This is a genomic window from Streptomyces pyxinicus (assembly GCF_024753135.1).
GTDB classification, from domain to species: Bacteria; Actinomycetota; Actinomycetes; order Streptomycetales; family Streptomycetaceae; genus Streptomyces; species Streptomyces pyxinicus.
The window spans coordinates 31879-51927 of sequence record NZ_JANUGP010000021.1; the positions used below are offsets into that span (position 1 = coordinate 31879).

Below are 20049 nucleotides of genomic sequence, written 5' to 3' on the forward strand. Positions count from 1 at the left end.
ATGACGTCTTCGAAGCCTTCCAGGCGAGAGCGCGCCGAAGCCCTTCCCGACGACCTGCGGGAAGCCCTGCGCCGGCGCCTGGCCGGACGCACCCCCGGCGGCCCGGCGGGCGGCGCGCCCGCCGGCATCCCGCGCGCCGGCCGCGACCGCCCGCTGCCCCTGTCCTTCGCCCAGCAGCGGCTGTGGTTCCTGGACCGGCTGCACCCCGGCGACGCCCGCTACAACAGCGCGGTCGCGGTGCGCCTCACCGGCGCCCTGGACCACACCACCCTGGAGCGCGCCCTCGCCGCCGTCACGGCCCGGCACGAGGCGCTGCGCACCACCTTCGAGGAGACCGACGGCCGCCCCGCGCAGACCGTGCACCCGGCCGCACCGGTACCGCTGCCGGCCCGGGACGTACCGGACGGCGGTCTGGACGCCGCCCTGCTCGCCGCGTACTCCGCCCCCTTCGACCTGAGCACCGGACCTCTGCTGCGGGCCCTGCTGCTGCGCGAGTCGCCGACCGCGCACGTCCTGTTGCTGACGGCCCATCACATCGTGACCGACGGCTGGTCCATGGGCATCGTCCTGGACGAACTGTGCACCGCCTACGAGGCGCTGGCGCGGGGCGGCGAGCCGGCCCTGCCCCCGGTCGCGACCCAGTACCCGGACTTCGCCGTCTGGCAGCGCGAGCAGCTCAGCGGCACCCGGCTGGAGCGCCACCTGGCGCACTGGAAGGAGCGGCTGGCGGGCGCCGTCGTGCCCGAACTCCCGCTGGACCGGCCCCGGCGCGGCGAGGAGGCCGGCGCGGGCGCCGTCCACACCTTCACCGTCCCCGCCGGCCTGACCCGCACGCTCCGCGCACTCGCCGGGCAGCAGCACACCACGCTCTACACCGCCCTGGTCGCCGCCGCCCAGGCGCTGCTGGCCCGCTGGTCGGGGCAGGACGAGAGCACCGTCGGCTCGCTGACGCCGGGCCGCTCCCGCACCGACCTGGAGCGGGCCGTCGGCTTCTTCGTGAACACCGTCGTGCTGCGCACCCCGGTGGCGTCCGGTGACTCCTTCCGGGACCTGCTCACCCGCACCGCCGAGACCGTCAACGACGCCTTCGCGCACGGCGACACCCCCTTCGAACGGATCGTGGAGGCGGTGGGCGCCCCCCGCGAGGCGGGCCGCAACCCGCTCTTCGACGTGATGGTCCTGCTGCACCCCGACCCGCCCGCCGCCGGCGCCGCCCCCCGCGACCTCGCCATCACCCCGGTCGCCGTGCCCCGGCAGGCCGCCACCTTCGACCTCAGCATCGAGTTCGTGCCGGACGGCGAGGCGCTGACCGGACTCCTGGAGTACCGCACCGACCTGATCGACCCGGACACCGCCCAGCGCATGACCGGTCAGCTCCTGCGCCTGCTGGAAGCGGCCACCGCCGCCCCGGACCGGCCGCTCGGCACCCTGCCCCTGCTGTCCGAGCGGGAGGTGCGGCAGGTCACCCGCGACTGGAACGCCACCACCCTCCCCGTCGCCGACACCCCGCACCCGCGCCTGTTCGAGGACCGCGCGGCCCGCACCCCCGACGCCCTCGCCCTGGTCGCCGGCGGCGAACGGCTGGACTACGGCACGCTCAACGCCCGCGCCAACCGGCTCGCCCACCACCTCATCGGCCTCGGCGCCGGTCCCGAGCGCCTGGTCGCGCTGCGGCTGCCGCGCACCGCCGACATGATCGCGGCCATCCTCGCCGTCTGGAAGTCCGGCGCCGGCTACCTGCCGCTGGACCCGGCCCTGCCCGAGGAACGCGTCCGCTTCCTGCTGGACGACGCCCGCCCGGCCCTGGTCCTGGACGAGGCCGCGCTCGCCGCCGTACCCGAGGGCCTGCCGGACACCGACCCGACGGACGCCGACCGGCACGCCCCGCTGGACCCGCTGCACACCGCCTACGTCATCTACACCTCCGGCTCCACCGGCCGCCCCAAGGGTGTCGCCGTGCCGCACCGGGCCGCCGCGCACCTGCTGGCCGCCCACCGCGCCGGGTTCGTCGCCGAGGCGGGCGGCGGACCGCTCCGGGTGGCGCTCACCGCGTCGTTCTCCTTCGACACCTCGCTCGAAGGCGTGCTGCTGCTGGCCGACGGTCACCCGCTGCACCTGGTGGACGAGACGACCCGGATGGACCCGGCCGCCCTCGTCGAGTACGTCGTCGCCCACCGCGTCGACTTCCTCGACCTCACCCCGTCCTACCTGCGGCAACTGCTGCCCGCCGGACTGTTGACCGACCCGCGCCACCGCCCCCGGGTCCTCATGCTCGGCGGCGAGGCGATCGGCCCCGCCCTGTGGCGCGAGCTGGCCGCGCATCCGGAGACCGCCGCGTACAACTTCTACGGCCCTACCGAGTGCACGGTCGACGCGCTGTCCTGCCGGATCGACGGCACCGGCCGGCCGCTCGTGGGCCGCCCGCTGCCCCACACCCGCGCCTACGTCCTGGACGACCGCCTCCAGCCGGTGCCGCCCGGCGTCGGCGGCGAGCTGTACCTCGCGGGCGAGCAGGTGGCCCGGGGCTACGCCGGCCGCCCCGGCCTGACCGCCGCCCGCTTCCTGCCCGACCCGTACGGGCCGCCCGGCACCCGCATGTACCGCACCGGCGACCTGGCCCGCTGGACCGCCGACGGCCGCCTCGACTACCTCGGCCGCGCCGACGACCAGGTGAAGGTGCGCGGCCACCGCATCGAGCCCGGCGAGATCGAGGCCGCCCTGCAGGACCTGCCGGAGATCGCCGCCGCCGCGGTCGTCGCGGTTCCCGACGCGCACGGCCATCTGCGGCTGGCCGCCTACACCGTCCCCGCGCCCGGCGCGCCCCGGCCCGAGCAGGCCGCCCTGCGCTCCGCGCTGCGCCGGGTCCTGCCCGACCACATGGTGCCGTCCTCCTTCACCGCGCTGGACGCGCTGCCGCTCACCGTCAGCGGCAAGCTGGACCGCCGCGCCCTGCCCGCCCCCGACCTCGAAGGCACCGACACAGCCAGGGAGTTCGTCGCTCCACGCACCCCGGACGAGGAGACCCTCGCCGGGATCTGGGCCGAGGTGCTCGGGGTGAGCAGAGTCGGCGTCACGGACAACTTCTTCGAGCTCGGCGGCGACTCGATCCTCAGCATCCAGGCGGTCTCCCGGGCCCGCGCCGCCGGCCTGCACCTGTCCTCGCAGGACGTCTTCCGCCACCAGACGATCGCCGACCTCGCCGCCGCCGCGTCCCGCCGCGCCGCACCGGTGCCCGCGCCCCGCCGCCCGCGGGAGGCGGGCCCCGGACCGCTGACCCCGGTGCAGGAGTGGTTCTTCGCCACCCACGGCCCGCTGCGCCGCTTCGCCATGTCGATGCTGCTCGACCTGCCGCACGACCTGGACGAGCCGGCGCTGACCCGCGCACTGGACGCGGTCGTGGACCATCACCCGTCCCTGCGCGCCCGGTTCGCCCGGGAGGGGGACACCTGGCGGCAGCACCCCGGCACCGGGCCCGCCACCGGCTTCCTCACCCGCCACGACGGCACCGACGTGACCGAGGCCGCCGAGACCGCCCGCGCGGCACTCGACCCCACCACCGGCACCCTGCTGCGCGCCGCCCTCCTCCCGGCGGCGACCGAAGGCAGCAACCGCCCGCGACTCTTCCTGACAGTGCATCACCTCGCCGTCGACAGCGTCTCCTGGCGGGTGCTGCTCGCCGACCTGGAGCAGGCCTACCGGCAGGCCGTGAGTGGCGAGAGCCCTCAACTGGAGCCCGAACAGACGCCGTTCACCGAGTGGGCGCGTGGACTTGCCGAGCGGGTCCGCGCCGGCGACCTCGACGACGACCTGCCGTACTGGACCGCCGAGACCGACCGGCCGCGCACCCCGCTCCCCGTCGACCTGCCCGGCACCCCGCTCGCCGGCTCCGTCCGCACCGTGCGCGGCCGGCTCGACGCGGCCACCACCGAGGCGCTGCTGCGCCGCGTCCCGGGCGTGTACCGCACCCAGGTCAACGACGTGCTGCTGAGCGCGCTCGGCCGGGTCCTGGCCGACTGGGCGGGCGCCCCGCACGTCACCGTCGCGCTGGAGGGCCACGGCCGCGAGGAGCACCTGATCGAAGGTGCCGACCTGTCGCGCACCGTCGGCTGGTTCACCAGCCAGTACCCGGTCACCCTCACCCCGGCGGGCCCGGCCGGCGCCCCCGACTGGGCCGCCACCCTGAAGTCCGTCAAGGAGCGACTGCGGGCCGTACCCCGGCGCGGTCTGGGCCACGAGGCGCTGGCCCGCCTCGGCTCACCCGCGCCGGCCGCCCGCGCGCTGAGCGAACTCCCGCTGCCGCAGGTGTCGTTCAACTACCACGGCCAGTGGGCGTCCGGCGCGGGCGGCGACTTCGCGCCCGCCGCCGACGTGCCCGCCGGCGACATCGACCCCACCGAGCCGCTGGACCACCTGCTGGACGTGTCGGCCGTGGTGAGCGACGGCGCGCTGGAGATCACCTGGCACTACAGCGAACAGGTGCACCGGGAGTCCACCGTCCGCGCCCTGGCCGACGGCATGCTGCGGGCGCTCACCGAGGTGACCGAGCACTGCGCCCGGCCCGGCGCGGGCGGCCGTACCCCCTCCGACTTCCCGCTCGCCCGCCTCGACCAGGCGACGGTGGACCGGCTCGTCGGCGACGGCCGGTCCGTGGCGGACCTGCTGCCGCTCACCCCGCTCCAGGAGGGCATGCTCTTCCACCGGCTGGTCGGCGGCGGGGACGATGTCTACCTGGACCAGGCCGCGCTGCTCCTGGACGGGGTGACCGACCCCGACGCGCTCGCCACCGCCTGGCAGCGGGTCACCGACCGCACCCCGGCCCTGCGCACCTCCGTGGTCTGGGAGGACGTGCCCGTACCGCTCCAGATCGTGCACCGGGACGTCCGGGTGCCCGTCGAGACGCTGGACTGGCGCGGCCTCGACGCGGGGGAGCGGGCCGCCCGCCTGGAGCGGCTGCGCGCCGACGACCTCGCGCGCGGCCTGGACCTGGGCACCGCGCCCCTGATGCGGCTCACCCTCGTCCGGCTGCCCGACGCCCGGCTGCAGCTGCTGTGGACCTCCCACCACCTGATCCTGGACGGCTGGAGCCTCGCCCAGGTCCTCACCGAGGTGTTCGCCGAGTACGCGGCCCTCACCACCGGCACCGAACCGGCACCACCCGTGCGCCGGCCCTTCGGGGACTACGTGCGCTGGCTCGCCGACCAGGACACCGAAGCCGCCCGCACCCACTGGCGGGGCGTGCTGGCGGGCTTCGCCACCCCGACCCCGCTGCCCGCCGACCGCCCTCGTCCGGCGGGCCACGAGACCCGCTCCGGCGCCGTGCACACCGCCGCCCTGTCCGACGAGGTCTCCGCCCGCCTCGCCCGCACCGCCCGCGCCGCCGGGCTCACCCTCGGCACCGTCGTCCAGGGCGCCTGGGCGCTGCTGCTGTCCCGCTACGCCGCCGAGCCCGATGTGCTGTTCGGCACCACCGTCTCCGGGCGCCCCGACGACCTGCCGGGCGCCGAGGACATGGTCGGCATGTTCATCAACACCCTGCCCACCCGCGTGCGCGTGGAGGGCCGCCGCGGCGCCGTCGCCTGGCTGCGCGACCTTCAGGAAGCGCAGGCCGACGCGCGCCGGTTCGCCGCCGTGTCCCTCGCCGAACTGACCGGCCTGAGCGACGTGCCGTCCGGCGGCAGCCTGTTCGACAGCATGGTCGCCTTCGAGAACTACCCCTTCGACGAGGCGGGTTCGGCGGGCTCCGGGGTGCGGCTCACGGACGTCTCCTCCCGCGACGCCACCAACTACCCGCTCGTGCTGCGCGCCTACCAGGGCGAGCGGTTCGGCTTCGACCTCGCCTACGACCCCGAGCTGTTCGACGCGGCCACCGCGGCGGACCTGGCCGGGCGGCTCGCCCTGCTGCTCACCGAGCTGGCCGACGACCCCGAGCGCCCCCTCACCGCCCTCGCCTGGACCACGCCCGGGGAACGGCGGCGCATCCTCACCGAGTGGAACGGCACCGAGGCGGGCCGGCCCACCGAGACCCTGGTGGACCTCTTCGCGGCCCAGGCCGCCCGCACCCCGGACGCCGAGGCCGTCACCTGCGGCGCCGACCGGCTCGACTACGCCGAACTGGACGCGCGCGCCGGCCGGCTCGCCCACCGCCTCGCCGAACTCGGAGCCCGCCCCGAGCGGTACGTCGCCCTCGCCCTGCCCCGCTCCACCGACCTGGTCGTCGCCGTCCTCGCCGTCCTCAAGACCGGCGCCGCCTACCTGCCGATCGACCCCGCGCTGCCCGCCGAACGCGTCGCCGGCATCCTGGCCGACGCCGCCCCGGCGGCCCTCGTGACCATGACGGCGGCGGCCGAGGACACCGCCGTACCCGTGCTGCGCCTGGACGACCCCGAGGTGCGCGCCGACCTGGAGCGGCGCCCCGCGAGCGGCCCGGCGGACCCCGGGCACCGCCCGCTGCCCGACAGCCCCGCCTACGCCATCTACACCTCCGGCTCCACCGGCCGCCCCAAGGGCGTCGTCATCCCGCACGCCAACGTGGTCCGCCTCTTCAGCCGCACCCGCGACTGGTTCGGCTTCGACCACACCGACGTCTGGACGCTGTTCCACTCCTACGCCTTCGACTTCTCCGTCTGGGAACTGTGGGGCCCGCTGCTGCACGGCGGCCGGCTCGTCGTCGTCCCCGACGACACCGCCCGCTCCCCGGAGGACTTCCTGCGCCTGCTCGCCGACGAGCGGGTCACCGTCCTCAACCAGACCCCCTCCGCCTTCTACCCGTTGATCCGCGCCGACGCCGAACACCCGGAACTCAGCGCGCGGTTGGCACTGCGTACCGTCGTCTTCGGCGGCGAGGCGCTGGACGTCTCCCGGCTCGGCGACTGGTACCAGCGGCACCCGGACACCGCGCCGCGCCTGGTGAACATGTACGGCATCACCGAGACCACCGTGCACGTCACCTACGCCCCCCTCGACCGGGCGACGGCCGCCGCCGGCACCGCGAGCCCCATCGGCACCGGCATACCCGACCTGCGGACCTACGTCCTCGACGACGCCCTGAACCTCACACCGCCCGGCGCGATCGGCGAGCTGTACGTCGCCGGCGAGGGCCTGGCCCGCGGCTACCTCAAGCGGCCCGGCCTCACCGCCACCCGCTTCCTCGCCGATCCCTTCGGTCTGCCCGGCACCCGTATGTACCGCACCGGGGACCACGCCCGCCGACGCGCCGACGGCACCCTGGAGTACCTGGGCCGCGCCGACCAGCAGGTGAAAATCCGCGGCTACCGCATCGAGCCCGGCGAGATCGAGGCCGCCCTGCACGGCCACCCGGGCATCGGCGCCGCCGCCGTCGGCGTGTACGAGGACACCGGCGGCACCCGCCGCCTGGTCGCCCACATCGTCGGCGCCGGTGGGACCCCGCCGTCCGCCGCCGAACTGCGCGCCCACCTCCAGCAGTCGCTGCCCTCGCACATGGTGCCCGCCGCCTACGTGCCGATGGCGGCCCTGCCGCTCACCCCCAACGGCAAGCTCGACCGGCGCGCCCTGCCCGCGCCCGGACCCGAGGGCTTCGCGGCCGACGGTGAGCGCGAGGCACCGCGCACCCCCGCCGAACGGCTCGTCGCCGCCGCCTGGGCGGACGTCCTGGACGCCGGCGAGATCGGCGCCGACGACGACTTCTTCGCCCTCGGCGGCGACTCCATCCTCGCCGTCCGCGTCGTCTCCCGGCTGCGCGCCGCCTTCGGCACCGACGTCTCACCGCGCCTGCTGTTCACCCACCCGACGCTGTCCGACCTCGCGGCCGTACTCGGCGACCCGCCCGACGCGCCGGGCACCCCCGCCGACACCATCCCGGCCGCCGACCCGAGTGCTCCGGCCCCGCTGTCGCACGCCCAGCAGCGGCTCTGGTTCCTCGACCGCTTCGAGCCGGGCAGCACCGAGTACACCACCCTCTCCGTGCTGCGCCTGACCGGCCCGCTCGACCGGTCCGCCCTGCGCACCGCCCTGGACGGCCTGGTCGCCCGGCACGAGTCGCTGCGCACCACCTTCGCCGAACACGACGGCCAGGCACGGCAGATCGTCCACCCGCCGGCCCCGGTCGAGCTGCGCACCGAGGACTGCGCGGACACCGCCGCGCTCGACGCCCTGGTGGAGAGCGAGGCCGCCCGGCCGTTCGACCTCGGCACCGGACCGCTGCTGCGCGCGAGCCTGGCCCGCCGCACCGGCCGGGACCCCGAGGAGCACGTCCTCGTGCTGGCCGTGCACCACATCGTCACCGACGGCTGGTCCATGGGCGTCCTCGGTCGCGACCTCGGCGAGCTGTACGCCGCCGCCCTCGACCGGCGCCGCCCCGAACTGCCCGCCCCGGCCGTGCGCTACACCGACTACGCCGCCTGGCAGCGCGCCCGCACCGGACAGGCCGACGCCGACCTCGCCTACTGGCGCCGCGCACTGGACGGCGTGACACCGCTGGAGCCGCCCACCGACCGGCCGCGTCCCGCCGTACGCACCCGGGACGGCGCCCTGGTCACCTTCACCCTGCCCGCCGCGCTCACCGACCGGCTGCGCGCCCGGGGCCGGGAGGCCGACGCCACCCTCTTCATGACGCTGCTGACGGCCTGCCAGGTGCTGCTCGCCCGCTGGGCCGGCCAGCAGGACGTCACCGTCGGCACCGTCACCGCGGGCCGCGAACGCCCCGAACTGCACGACGTGGTGGGCATGTTCGTCAACACCCTGGTGCTGCGCGCCCGGGTCCGCCCGGAGCTGCCGTTCTGTGACCTGCTCGCCGAGGTGCGCGGCACCGTGCTGGAGGCCGTCGCCCACCAGGACGTGCCCTTCGAACGGGTGGTGGACGCCGTCCAGCCCGAGCGCGACACCAGCCGCACCCCGCTGTTCCAGGTCATGGTCGCCCTGCACAACCTGGGCGCCGAGGCACCCGCGCTGCCCGGCCTCGCCGTGGCACCGGTGACCCCGCCGGTCCGGCACGCCACCTTCGACCTGGCCTTCGACTTCGTGGAGCGCGACGGCGCCCTCACCGGCCATCTGGAGTACAACACCGGCCTGTTCGACCCCGCCACCGCCGAACTCCTCGCCGAACGGCTGCGGGTCCTGCTGGAGGCCGCAGCCGACGACCCGGACCGCGCCGTCGGCGCCCTGCCCCTGATGACCGACACCGAGCGCCGGCGCCTGCTCCGGTTCGGCGAGGGCCGGACGCTGCCCGCCCCGGACACCACCTTCCCCGCCCTCTTCGAGGCACAGGCCGCCCGGGCCCCGCACCTCACCGCGCTGGTCGCCCCCGACGCCACCCTCGACTTCGCCACCCTCAACACGCGCGCCAACCGGCTCGCCCACCACCTCATCGCGCTGGGCGCCGGCCCCGAGACCGTCGTCGCCGTCCGTCTGCCGCGCACCTCCGCCCTGCTGACGGCCCTGCTGGCGGTCGCCAAGTCGGGCGCCGCGTTCCTCTTCCTCGACCCGCGCCTGCCCGACGAACGGGTCCGCCTCCTCCTGGACGACGCCCGCCCGGCGACCGTCCTCACCGAGGACACCCTGCGCGAGGCGGACGCCCGCGACCTGCCCGCGCACGACCCTACCGACGCCGACCGGACCGCCCCGCTGCGGCCCGAGAACACGGCGTACGTCGTCTACACCTCCGGCTCCACCGGCCGCCCCAAGGGCGTCGCCGTCGAACACCGCCAGCTAGTCAACCTCTGCCACGACCACCGCGCGAGCCTCGTCACCCCGCACACCACGGAGGGCACCCGGCTGCGGGCCGCGCTGAGCGCGTCCTTCGCCTTCGACACCTCCTGGGAGGGCCCGCTGCTGCTCGCCCTCGGCCAGCAGGTCCACCTGATCGACGACGACACCCGCCTCGACCCCGACGCGTTCTGCGCCCAGGTCGCCGCCGACCGCCTCGACCTGGTGAACGTCACCCCCACCTTCCTGCGCGAACTCCTCGCCGCCGGACTCCTCGCCCCCGGCCGGCACCACCCGAGGCTGCTCCTCGTCGGCGGCGAGGCCGTCTCCACCGCCACCTGGCGGGACCTGGCCGCGGCACAGGACGCGCTCGGCGTCACCGTCCTCAACATGTACGGCCCCACCGAGTGCACCGTCGACTCCGTCTACGGCCCCGTCACCGACCGCCCCGACCGGCCCGTCATCGGCCGCCCGGGCGGCGGACTGCGCGCCTACGTCCTCGACGCCGCCCTGCGCCCGGTACCGGCCGGCACACCCGGCGAGCTGTACCTCGCCGGCGCCCAGGTGGCCCGCGGCTACCTGAACCGGCCCGGCCTGACCGCCGCCCGCTTCCTGCCCGATCCGTTCGGGCCGGCGGGGGAGCGGATGTACCGCACCGGCGACCGGGCCCGCTGGGACACGGCCGGACTGCTGGAGTTCCTCGGCCGCGCCGACGAACAGGTCAAGATCCGCGGCTTCCGCGTCGAACCCGGCGAGATCGAGGCCGCCCTGCGCGCCCTGCCGGACGTCACCGACGCCGCCGTCACCGTCCGCGAGCACGCCGGCCGCCCGATGCTGGTCGCCTACGTGGTGGCCGCCGACGGGCAGCAGTTGTCCGGCGACGACCTGCGGGTGCGGCTGCGCCGCACCCTGCCCGACCACATGGTGCCCGCCGCGTTCGTCCCGCTCGACCGCGTCCCGCGCACCGCCGGCGGCAAGACCGACCGCCGCGCCCTGCCCGACCCGCCCGCCCAGCCCGAGAACGGCACCCCCTACGTCGCGCCCCGACCCGGCACCGAGGAGCGGCTGGCCGCCATCTGGGCCGACGTGCTCGGCGTCGAACGGGTCGGCGCCCGGGACAACTTCTTCGCGCTCGGCGGCGACTCCATCCTCAGCATCCAGATCGTCTCCCGCGCCCGGCAGGCCGGACTCGCCCTCAGCACCAAGGACGTCTTCCGGCACCAGACCGTCGCCGAACTCGCCCTGCGCGCCGGTGAGATGGCCCCCACGTCGGCCGGCACCGCCGAGGCGCCCACCGGTCCCGCGCCGCTCACCCCGATCCAGCACTGGTACCTGGACGACCGCCGCCCCGGCGACCCGCTGCGCTTCACCATGACTCAGCGCTTCGAACTGGCCCCGGGCACGGACGGCGAGGCCCTGAGCCGGGCCGCCCGGGCCGTCGTGGAGCGGCACCCGGCCCTGCGCACCCGGTTCACGCACACCGGCTCCGGCTGGCGGCAGGAAGTGCTGTCCGCCGTACCGGACGCCGTGTTCAGCCGGCACGACCTCACCGGGCTCGACGACACGGCGGCGGAGACGGAGGCGCACCGGCTCACCGACCGCGCGCAGGCCGGACTCGACCCCGTCGCGGGCCGCGTCGTCCGTTTCCTGCTCCTCGACCGTGGTCCGGATCGCGCTGGCCAACTCGTCGTCACCGTGCACCACTTGGTGGTCGACGGTGTCTCGTGGCGCATCCTGCCCGCCGACCTCGCCACCGCCTACCGGGAAGCCGCGGCCGGCCACCCCGTCGACCTGCCGCCCGCCGGCACCGCCTACGGCCACTGGGCGGCCCGGCTCGCCGAACACACCCGCGCCGGCGCCTTCACCGCCGACCTGGACCACTGGCGGCGCACCGCCGAGGCGCCGGCCGACCTGCCCGCCGGCCGGCCAGGACCCAACACCTACGGCACCTCGGCCACGGTCACCGTCACTCTGGACGCGGACACCACCGACGCCCTGCTGCGCCGGGTGCCCGAGGTCTACCGCACCCAGGTCAACGACGTCCTGCTCAGCGCCCTCGGGCACACCCTCGCCGGGTGGTGCGAGCGGGACACGGTCCTGGTCGGCGTGGAGGGGCACGGCCGCGAGGACCTCTTCGCCGACCTCGACCTGTCCCGCACGGTCGGCTGGTTCACCGCCGAGTTCCCGCTCGCCCTGCGTGTCGACCCCGGCGCCGGCTGGCACGACACGCTCCGCTCGGTCAAGGAGCAGCTGCGCGCCGTCCCGCTGCGCGGCCTCAGCCACGGCGCCCTGCGCCACCTCCTGCCGGAGAGCCCCCTCGCCGGGGCCCCCGCTCCCCAGGTCGGCTTCAACTACCACGGCCAGTGGGACGCGGGCGGCGGCGCCGACGACGGCCTGCTGCGCGCCGTACTGCCCCCGACCGGCCGCGACACCGACCCGGACGCCCCGCGCCCGTACGTCCTCGACATCACCGGTGTCGTCCAGGGCGGACGGCTGGAGCTGGGCTGGACCTACCCGGCGGCCGTCCACGACGAGGACACCGTCCGCGCCCTGGCCGAACGCATGATCACCGCCCTGCGGGACATCGTGGAGCACTGCGCGCGCTCCGGCGCCGGCGGCCGCACCCCGTCCGACTTCCCGCTGGCCCGCCTGTCGCAGGACCGCCTGGACCGGCTCGTCGGCGACGGCCGGCACGTCGAGGACGTCCTGCCGCTCACCCCGCTCCAGTCCGGCATGCTCTTCCACGGCCTGGTGGACACCGAGGGCGCCTACTTCGACCGGATCGCGGTACGGCTGTCCGGGGTCGCCGACCCGCACGCGTTCGCCAGGGCCTGGCAGCAGGTCGCCGACCGCACCCCCGCCCTGCGCACCAGCGTCCACTGGCGGGACCTGCCGCACCCGGTGCAGATCGTCCACCGGCACGTCGACCTGCCCGTCCGCCACCTCGACTGGCACGCCCTCGGCACGGACGAACGCGCCGAGCGGACCGAGCACCTGCTCGCCGAGGACCGGACCGCGGGCCTGGACCTGACCACCGCCCCGCTCACCCGCCTCACCCTGGCCGAGCTGCCCGGCGACGAGGTGCTGCTGCTGTGGTCCACCCACCACATCGCCCTGGACGGCTGGAGCACCGGCCAGCTCCTGACCGAGGTGTGCGAGCGCTACGCCGCGCTCACCGGCGGCCCGGACCCGGCACCCCCGCTGCGGCGGCCGTTCGCGGACTTCCTGCGCTGGCTGGACGAGCAGGACGAGACGGCGGCCGACCGGCACTGGGCCGACGCCCTCGCCGGGTTCACCGCCCGCACCCCGCTGCCGTACGACCGCACCCCGGACGAGGCACACCGGGCCCGCGCCACCGCCCAGGTCCGCCACGAGCTGGACGAGGACACCTCCGGGCGGCTGCGCGAGACCGCGGCCCGGGCCGGGCTGACCGTCAACACCGTGGTGCAGGGCGCCTGGGCGCTGCTGCTGGCCCGCTGCGCCGGACGCGACGACGTGGTGTTCGGCACCACCGTCTCCGGCCGCCCGGCCGAACTGCCCGGCGTGGAGGGCATGATCGGCATGTTCATCAACACCGTGCCCACCCGGGTCCGGCTGTCCGCGGGCGGAGTGCTGCCGTGGCTGCGCGGCCTCCAGGAGGCGGGGACCGACGCCCGCCGGTTCGACTTCCTCGCCCTGCCCCGCATCCAGTCCGGCAGTGCAGTGCCGTCCGGCGAGGCCCTGTTCGACAGCATGGTGGTGTTCGAGAACTACCCCGTCGACGAGTCGGCCACCGCCCGCACCGGCGTCCAGGTGGCCGAGGTACGGGCCGACGACGCCCCCACCTTCCCGTGGTGCCTGCGCGCCCACCTCGCCGAACGGCTCGGCTTCGACCTGGCCTACGACCCCGCCCTCTTCGACCCGGCCACCGTCGAGCTGGCCGTGCGGCGCCTCACCGGGGTGCTCACCGCCCTCGCCGCCGGCCTGGACGGCGACCTCGCCGCCCTGGACGCGCTCACCCCCGACGACCGGCGGCTGCTGGCGGCCTGGAACGTCCCGGCCCGCACCACGGACCCGCGAAGCCCGGTCGACCTGTTCGCCGAGCAGGCCCGCCGCACCCCGGACGCCGTCGCCGTACGCGACGGGGAGGGCGAGCTGACGTACCGTCAACTGAGCGATCACGCAGCCCGGGTGGCCGCCCGGCTGGTGGCCGGTGGCCTCGCCCCCGAGGACCGGGTCGCACTCCTGATGGACCGCTCGGCCGACCTCGTCGTCGCCCAGCTCGCGGTCCTCGCGGCGGGCGGGGCCTATGTGCCCATCGACACCCGGGCCCCCGAGGAACGCCGCCGGACCCTGCTCGACGCGGCGGGCGTCACGGTGCGCCTCACCGCCGCCGACGTGGCCGCCGCGCGGGCGGGGGAGACGGCCGGGCCGTTGCCCCCCGCCGACCCCGACCGCCTGGCATACGTCATGTTCACCTCCGGCTCCACCGGACAGCCCAAGCCGGTGGCGGTACGGCACCGGGACGTGGCGGCCCTCGCCACCGACAGCCGCTTCACCGGCGGCGGCTGCGACCGGGTGCTGCTGCACTCGCCGGTGGCGTTCGACGCGGCCACCTTCGAGGTGTGGGCGCCCCTGCTGAACGGCGGCTGCGTGGTCGTCGCGCCCGAGGGCACCGTCGACGCGGCCCTGGTGCGGCGGCTCGCGCGGGACGAGGGGCTGACGGCGCTGTGGCTGACGGCCGGGCTGTTCCGGCTGCTCGCCCAGGACGCGCCGGACTGCTTCGCCGGACTGCGGCAGGTGTGGACCGGCGGTGACGTGGTCCCCGCCGCCGCCGTCCGCCGCGTGCTGACCGCCTGCCCGGGGCTGAGCGTCGTGGACGGCTACGGCCCCACCGAGACCACCACCTTCGCGACGTCCCACGCCCTCACCGAACCCACGGCCGTCCCCGACACCGTGCCCATCGGCCGCCCCCTGGACGACATGCGCGTCCACGTGCTGGACGCCCGGCTGCGGCCCGTCCCGCCGGGCAGCCCGGGCGAGCTGTACCTCGCCGGCGAGGGTGTCGCGCGCGGCTACCTCGGCCGCCCCGGCGACACCGCCGCCCGCTTCCTCGCCGACCCCGCGGGCCCGCCCGGCGCCCGCATGTACCGCACCGGCGACCTGGCACGCCGCCGCCCCGACGGCACCGTGGAGTTCCTCGGGCGCGCCGACGACCAGGTCAAGATCCGCGGCTTCCGGGTGGAACCGGGCGAGGTCGAGGCCGTACTCGCCGGCCACCCCGGCGTGGCGGACGTGGCGGTGCTCGCCCGCGAGGACCGGCCCGGCGCCAAACGCCTGGTCGCCTACGTCGTCGGCCCGGCCGGCCAAAACCCGTCGGCACTGCGGGAGTTCGCGGGCCGTACCCTGCCCGACTACCTGGTGCCCACCGACGTCGTCCCGCTCGACGCCCTGCCGCTGAGCACCAACGGCAAGGTCGACCGCGCCGCCCTCCCGGCACCCGCGGCCACCCCGCGCGGCGACCGGACCGAGCCCCGCACCGAGGCCGAGCGCCGCACCGCCGAGGTCTTCGGACAGGTGCTCGGCACCGAACCGCCCGGCGTGGAGGACGACTTCTTCGCCCTCGGCGGCGACTCCATCCTCAGCATCCGGCTCGCCGCCCGCCTCGCCGAGGCCTTCGGTACCGACGTCACCCCGAGGGACGTCTTCACCCGCTCCACCCCGGCCGGACTCGCCGCCCTCCTCACCGAACAGCGGCAGCAGGCACGCCCGGCCATCGTCCCGGTCACCCGCGACACCGCGGTCCCGATGTCGTACGCCCAGCAACGCCTCTGGTTCCTGGAGGAGTTCGCGCCCGGCGGCAGCGAGTACGTCACCGCGCTCGCCCTGCGCCTGCGCGGCCCCCTGGACACCGCCGCCCTGACCGCCGCCGTCACCGACCTGGTCGCCCGGCACGAGTCGCTGCGCACCACCTTCGACAGCGCCGACGGCCACGGCGTGCAGCTCGTCCACCCGCCGCACCCGGTACCGCTGCCCCTGCGCGACCTGTCCCCGCTGCCCGCACCGGAGCGCGAACCGGCCCTGCACGCCCTACTCACCGAGGAGCGGGACCGTCCCTTCGACCTGCGCGAGGGACCGCTGCTGCGCACCCACCTGATCCGGCTCGCCGACGACGACCACGTGCTCGCCCTCGGCCTGCACCACATCGTCACCGACGGCTGGTCCACCTCGGTCCTGCTCGGCGACCTCGCCCACCTCTACCGCGCCCGGCTCGGCGCCGAGAGCGGCGAACTGCCCGCCCTGCCCGTCCAGTACGCCGACTACGCGCACTGGCAGCGCACCGCGGGAGCCGCCGACGCCGACCGGCAACTCGCCTACTGGAAGCGGCACCTGGCCGACACCGCGCCCCTGGAGCTGCCCACCGACCGGCCCCGCCCCGCCGTCCGCACCAGCAACGGCGCCACCACCCGCCTGGTCGTACCCGCCGACACCACCGGGCGGCTGACCCGGCTCGCCAGGGAGAACGGCACCACCCTGTTCACCACGCTGGTGGCCGCCGTACAGGCCTACCTGGCCCGGCTCTCCGGGCAGCGGGACATCGCCGTCGGCACCGTCACCTCCGGACGCGACCGGGCCGAGACCCAGCGGCTCGTCGGGTTCTTCGTCAACACCCTCGTGCTGCGCTCCGAGATCGAGGACGGCCGGCCGTTCACCGACTTCCTCACCGGGGTCCGGCGGACCGTGCTGGACGCCTTCGCGCACCAGGACGTGCCCTTCGAACGGGTCGTGGACGAGGTGCAGCCGGTCCGGGACACCAGCCGCAGTCCCCTCTTCCAGGTCATGGTCGTCCTCCAGAACACCCCGGCCGCCGACCTCGACCTGCCCGGCCTGCGCGTCACCGACGTGGAGACCGACTCCCGGCAGGCGGCGTTCGACCTCACCCTCGAATTCGCCGAGGAGCCGGACGGCACCCTGCACGCCCTGCTCACCTACAACACCGACCTGTTCACCCCGGCCACCGCCGACTGCCTCGCCACCCGGCTCGGCACCATGCTCACCGCGGTCGCCGCCGACCCCGTCCGGCCGCTCGGCGCCCTGCCGCTGACCTCCGACGCCGAGGCACACACCCTGCTCGAACAGGGCCGCGGCACCTTCCCCGCCGTACCGGAGGCGACCCTGCCCGACCTGTTCGCCCGGCAGGCCGCCCGGACCCCCGACGCGGTCGCCCTGGCCGACGGTGACCGGGAGCTGACGTACGCGGACCTCGACCGGGCCGCCAACCGGTTCGCGCACCGGCTCGTCCGGGACGGCGTCGGACCGGAGCGGGTGGTCGCCCTCGCCCTGCCCCGCTCGGCCGCCATGGTGGTGGCGCAGCTCGCCGTCGCCAAGGCCGGCGGCGCCTACCTACCCGTGGACCCCGACTACCCGCCGCAGCGCCGGGAGTTCATGATCCGCGACGCGGGCGCCCACCGCACCGTCACGGACCCGGCAGAGGTCTGGACCGCCGACGGACCGGACACCGCCCCCACCGACGACGACCGCACCGCCCCGCTCACCCCCGGCCACCCGGCCTACGTCATCTACACCTCGGGTTCCACCGGCACCCCCAAGGGCGTGGTGGTGACCCACCGCGGCCTCGCCTCCTTCGCCGCCGCGGCGGCCGAGCGGTACGCGGCGGGCCCCGGCGACCGGGTGCTCCAGTTCGCCTCGCCCAGCTTCGACGCCTCCGTGCTGGAGCTGTGCACCTCCCTGCTCAGCGGTGCCACCCTGGTCACCGGCGAGGAGGGCCCGCTGGTCGGGGAGCGGCTGGCCGTGGTGCTCGCCGAGCGGCGCATCAGCCACACCCTCATCCCGCCGGCCGCCCTCGCCACCGTCCCCCCGGAGACGGCCGCCGCCCTGCCCGACCTGCGCACCCTCATCGTCGGCGCCGAGGCCTGCCCCGCCGAGCTGGTCGCGGCCTGGGCACCCGGCCGCCGGATGATCAACTCCTACGGTCCGACCGAGGCCACCGTCGTCGCCAGCTGGACCGGCCCGCTCACCCCGGGCCCGGGCGCACCGCCCATCGGCCGTCCCTCCGGCGCCACCCGCCTGTACGTCCTCGACACCGCCCTGCGTCCCGTGCCGCCCGGCGTCACCGGGGAGCTGTACGTCGCGGGGCCCGGACTGGCCCGCGGCTACCTCGGCCGCCCCGGCCTCACCGCGCAGCGGTTCCGTCCCGACCCGTTCGGGGCGCCGGGGGAGCGGATGTACCGCACCGGCGACCTGGTGCGCTGGAGCGCCGACGGCGAACTCCTGTACACCGGGCGCGTGGACGACCAGGTCAAGCTGCGCGGCTTCCGCATCGAGCCGGGGGAGATAGAGAGCGCGCTGCGGCGCAGCCCCCTGGTGCGGGACGCGGTGGTCGTCGTCCGCGCCGACGCGGCACCGGGCGCCGACGGGGCCACCGGGCCCGCCCGGCTCGTCGCCTACGTCGTGCCCGCCGGGGTCGTGCCTGCCGGGACGGAGACCGAGCCGGCCGACGGACTCCCCGTCGAGGAACTGCGCGAGCACCTCGGCGGCGTGCTGCCGCCCCACATGGTGCCCTCGCTGTTCGTGCCGCTCCAGCGGCTGCCGCTCACCCCGAACGGCAAGCTCGACCGGCGCGCCCTGCCCGCTCCCGGCCCCGCCCGCGCCACCGGCCGGCCGCACACCCCGCCGCGCACCGACACCGAGCGCCGCGTCGCCCGGATCTGGTCGGACGTCCTCGGCGTGGCGGACATCGGCGTCGACGACAACTTCTTCGCCCTCGGCGGCGACTCGATCCTCAGCATGCAGGTCGTCTCCCGGCTGCGCCGCGACGGCCTCCACCTGGCCACCCGCGACCTTTTCACCCACCAGACCCTCGGCGCGCTCGCCGCCGTCGTCCGCACCGCGCCCCAGCGGCACGCCGACGGCCCGGTGACCGGTGACGTGCCGCTCACCCCCATCCAGGACTGGTTCCTCACCAGCCCGCGCGCCGCCCACCACCACTTCAACCAGTCGGCGCTGCTCGAACTCGACGGCACCCCCGACCCCGACGCCCTGGACACCGCCCTCGGCGCCCTGCTCGACCACCACGACGCCCTGCGCATGCGCTTCACCCGGGACGCCGACGGCTGGCACCAGTTCAACCCCCCGCCCGCCGAGGACGCGGACGCGGACGGCGGCCACGGCATCCTCGTCCGGTACGACCTGACGGGCCTGACCGCCGAGGACGCGGACGCGGCCATGGAGAAGGCCGCCGACGAACTGCACGCCGGCTTCGACCTGGCCCGGGGCCCGCACCTGCGCGCGGCCCTGTTCACCGGCGGCCCCGGGCGCCCCGCGTTCCTGCTGCTCGTCGCCCACCACCTGGTGGTGGACGCCGTCTCCTGGCGCGTCCTCAGCGACGACCTGGAGACCGCCTACCGGCAGGCCGTCCAGGGCGCCACCGTCGACCTGGGGGAGCGGAGCACCAGCTTCCGCGACTGGGCCCGCGGACTCGCCGCGCACGTCGCCGAGGGCGGTCTGGACCACGAGCTGCCCTACTGGCAGGAGGCGGTCCAGGCCGAACCCGCCCCCGCGCGGACCACCGGCACCGGCGACACCGCGCCGGCCGCGGTGATCGGCGTCGAACTCGACGAGCAGGACACGGAGGCCCTGCTGCGCGCCGCCCCCACGGCCTACCGCACCCGCATCAACGACGTCCTGCTCGCCGCCCTCGCCCTGGCCCTCGCCCGCTGGACCGGCCAGGACCGCGTCCGCCTCGACCTGGAAGGACACGGCCGCGAGGATCTCTTCGACGGCGTCGACCTGTCCCGGACCGTCGGCTGGTTCACCAGCGTCCACCCCGTCGCCCTCCAGGTCGGCGACCCGGACCGGCTCGGCCCGGACCGCGACTGGCGCGCCCTGGTGAAGTCGGTGCGCCGCCAGCTGCGGGCCGTACCCGGCAACGGCGTCGGCTTCGGCGCCCTGCGCACGTTCGGCGCGCCCGAGGTACGCGAGCGCCTCGGCGGCAGCGCCCACGGGCAGGTGGTGTTCAACTACCTCGGCCAGTGGGACGCTCGCCCCGAGGCCACCGGCGACGGCCTGATCCGCGCCCAGCACGGCTCCTTCGGCCAGGACCACGACCCCCGGGACGGCGGCTCGCACCCGCTGGAGGTCGTCGGCGCCGTCCAGCACGGCCGGCTCGCCTTCACCTGGCACCACCGGCCGGCCCTGCACGACACCGAGACCGTGCGCCGGGTGGCCGAGGAGTTCACCGAGGCCCTGCGCCACATCGCCCGCCACGCCCGGGGAGGCAGGTGACCGCACCCCGCCCCCGCCGCACGGCGACGCCCGGGACCGGCCGGCACAGCCCCCGGTCCCCGCGCGCCCCGAACCGCTCCATCT

General features: G+C 76.2%; 1 protein-coding gene. It reads left to right on the top strand.

The annotated features are described in order from the left end of the window. Complete coding sequence (locus NX794_RS24490; RefSeq protein ID WP_258781027.1) at positions 1–19965, top strand: non-ribosomal peptide synthase/polyketide synthase; 19965 nt, start codon at positions 1–3, stop codon at positions 19963–19965. Positions 19966–20049: the final 84 nt, after the last annotated feature.

Coding starts and splice junctions, on each gene's coding strand:
- NX794_RS24490 (WP_258781027.1), top strand. CDS start 1: ATGACGTCTTCGAAGCCTTCCAGGCGAGAGCGCGCCGAAGCCCTTCCC.